Raw genomic sequence first — 2,664 nt, 5'->3', positions numbered from 1 at the left:
GAGCCGCTCCGGGAGCCGCCCGTACCCGGCGTCGCGATGCTCAGCTGGATGGTGTCGCCGGACGACAGGCCCTTCGTGATCTGCGTGTAGTTGTCCTCCGAGAGGCCCGTGGTCACGGTGGTCGTGACGGTCTTGCCGTCGACGACCTTCTGCACCGTGGACTTCCCGCCCTTCGTGGTGATCGCGAGCGACGGCACCGCGACGGCATCCGTGATCTGCTTGTAGATCACCTCGGCGGTGACGCTCACGCCGTCGTAGAGGTTGTCGGGGGTGCCGGTGACCTTGACCGAGACCGGGTAGGTCGCGGCGCCCGAGGTGGTCGACGGCAGCAGCCCGATCGCCGAGACGGTGCCGAAGAAGCTGGACTTCTCGGTGGTGGAGAGCTGCACCTGGTCGCCGACCTTGATGTTCTTCACCGCGGTCGCGCTCACGGCGATCGACGTCGTCCAGGAATCCGTGCCCGTGATCTCGAACGCGGAGCTCGACGAACCGGACGATCCGGACGTTGACGACGACGAGGACGACGAGGACGAGGAAGACGCCGAGCCGGTCGACGTCGAGGCGCTCTGGCCTGACCCGCTGGACGAAGACGAGGGCGAGCTCGAGCCCGACGAGCCTCCGCTCGACGAGCTGCCGCTCACCTCGTCGCCAACCGCGACGCCGACGGCCGCGACCACTCCGGCGACCGGCGCCGTGAGCGTGGTTCCGTCGACTTCCGCCTGAGCGGAGGTGACGGATGCCTGCGCCACGGTCACCGCCGCCTCGTCGGAGGCGATGGTGGCGACATCCTCATCGGAGCCGGTCGACGCGCTCTGCGCCGCGGCGAGCTGGGCCTGCGCGGTCGCGAGCGCGGCTTTGGCGGAGGCGAGGTCGGCGTCGGCCTGCGTCGTCGTGATGGTCGCGAGCACCTGGCCCTTCGTGACCGTCTGGCCCTCCTTGACCTTCACGGCGGTGACCGTGCCGGATGCCGCGAAGCTGACCTCTTCGTCGACCGTCGGCGTGAGGGTGCCGGTGCCGCTGACGGTCTGCTGCAGGGTGCGGGTCGAGACCGTGAGGTTCTGAGTCGTGGCGGTCGCCGAGTCGGCATGGGCTTTCGAGGCGAATCCGAACCACCACACGCCCGATGCGGCCAGCACCACCGCGACGGCGGCGGCGCTGATCACGATCTTGCGGCTGGTGACGATCCGGCCGACCTGGTCGGGCAGTTTCATCGCGGTCCTTTCGAGGGGGAAGTCGAGCACTGTCCACCATCGACCGCGGTTCTTCCGGGATTCTTACTCCGGCTGGACGAACCGCCTCGACTTCCTATGCGTTCGATAGGGGTCTCACGTGCGAGGAAGAAGAGGTCTGCGAATGACTGCGGAACCCCGGAAGGCGTCACGCCGGTTCCTATACTTCGAGCGTGACTGATGAACCGGCACGGATCCTCGTCGCCGAGGACGATCGGCGACTCGCGGGCATGCTCGAGCAGTTGCTGGCCTCGGACGGCTACGAGGTCGTCGTCGCCCACGATGGGCAGCGCGCGCTGCACGAGGCGATGACCGGCCGCTTCGATGTTCTGCTGTTCGACCGCGGCCTGCCCGCGCGCGAGGGTCTCGACGTGATCGAAGGCCTGCGCGCGCAGGGCAACACGGTGCCCGCGCTGATCCTCTCCGCGCTGGGGAACCCGGCCGATCGCGTCGAGGGGCTGACCCGCGGTGCTGAGGACTACCTGCCGAAGCCCTTCGACGTCGACGAGCTGCTGGCCCGGCTGCGCGTGCTGCGGCGCAAGAGCGCGATGGCGACCACGGGTCTCGCCATCCCCGGCGGCATCCTGCATCCCCAACGCCACGAGGCCGTGCTCACCGCAGGGCAGGTCGTCGTGCTCTCCGAGCGCGAGAACGACCTACTTGCGACGCTCGCGCGCCGCCCGCGCCAGGTCTTCACGCGTGACGAGCTGCTCGAGTCTGTCTTCGCGGACGCCGACGACACCGGCGTCGTCGACGCCTACGTGCACCACCTGCGCAAGAAGCTGGGCCGCGGCTGCGTGCTCACCGTGCGCGGCGTCGGCTATGCGCTCGGGGCGCTGTCATGAAGACCGACCCCAGCGGCCTGCGGACGGTCTCGCTACGCCTCGCCCTCCGCTTCGCCGGGCTGATGGTCGCCCTCCTCCTCATCGTGGCGGGCGTCGTCATCACGCTGGTCGCCACCAGCGAGCACGAGGCGGTGAAGCAGTCACTGGCCAGCGCCGCGCGACTCGACTCGCCACGGGATGCCCCGGCGGGTGTGTATGTCGCGATTCTCGGCGGCCCCGGCCAGCCAGCGCCCCTGGCCGATCAGCAGCCGCAGGATCACGACGAGCAGGGCGCGGATCAGGACCAGGTCGCCGTGTCGCCGAACGCGCCGACGGGGTTTCCGGACCTGACGGTCCTTGAGCGGGTCGCCCGCACGCACACGACCGTGCAGAAGAACCAGACCATCGACGGTGTCAGCTACGTGGTGCGCACCACCGCCTCCGCCGGGCGCACCGTTCAGGTCGCGGTGGACCTGAGCGAGAGCCAGGCCGAGGTGCGCCGGGTCATCATCGCCCTGGCGCTGGCCGGGGTTCCCGCGATCGCCGGCGCCGTGCTGGCCGCGTGGTGGATGTCGCGCCGGGCGATGCGGCCCCTCGCGGAGGCGCTCGCA

At 69.9% G+C, this 2,664-nt stretch carries 3 protein-coding genes; 2 read left to right on the top strand and 1 reads right to left on the bottom strand.

Annotated features, from left to right (window positions below):
• Positions 1-1,211, bottom strand: a 1,211-nt coding sequence (locus ACM2XV_RS14045; protein ID WP_487027377.1) for an efflux RND transporter periplasmic adaptor subunit, incomplete at its 3' end; no start/stop codon positions are given.
• 191 nt (positions 1,212-1,402) lie between these two features.
• Between ACM2XV_RS14045 and ACM2XV_RS14040 the strand changes: the two genes are divergently transcribed.
• Positions 1,403-2,074, top strand: coding sequence for a response regulator transcription factor (locus ACM2XV_RS14040; protein WP_344774286.1), 672 nt, complete (start codon positions 1,403-1,405; stop codon positions 2,072-2,074).
• Positions 2,071-2,664: hypothetical protein (locus tag ACM2XV_RS14035; protein ID WP_487027376.1), on the top strand; the 594-nt coding region annotated here is incomplete at its 3' end. The genes ACM2XV_RS14040 and ACM2XV_RS14035, both read left to right, overlap by 4 nt.

Source organism: Gryllotalpicola sp. CP2-P1 (genome assembly GCF_057512245.1).
Note: the sequence above shows the minus strand (reverse complement) of the source record. Positions and strands in the feature narration are given on the sequence as shown.